General features: G+C 66.8%; 1 protein-coding gene. It reads right to left on the bottom strand.

Annotated features, from left to right (window positions below; genetic code table 11):
* The coding region (locus KVT44_RS57525; protein ID WP_217577265.1) for a hypothetical protein at positions 1-229 on the bottom strand (229 nt) is incomplete at both ends.

Genomic DNA, 229 nt, shown 5'->3' with positions numbered 1-229 from the left:
GCGGAACGGCGAGGAGGGGGAGGCGTACAGCGGATAGACCCTGTCCGGCTTGTAGACCAGGTTCAGCAGGCGCGGGACGGTGAACAGCACGGCCAGGCCGAAGACGACGAAGCCGAAGAACAGCACGAAGGACAGAACCAGCGCGACGCCGTAGAGACCCGGTGAGGTGAACCCCACCGACCCCGGGCCCAGCCGGCCGTGCAGCGCCGGAATCAGATCGATCAGCATG

It is taken from the genome of Streptomyces sp. GbtcB7 (assembly GCF_019091445.1).
Classification (GTDB): Bacteria; Actinomycetota; Actinomycetes; order Streptomycetales; family Streptomycetaceae; genus Streptomyces; species Streptomyces mirabilis.
Note: the sequence above shows the minus strand (reverse complement) of the source record. Positions and strands in the feature narration are given on the sequence as shown.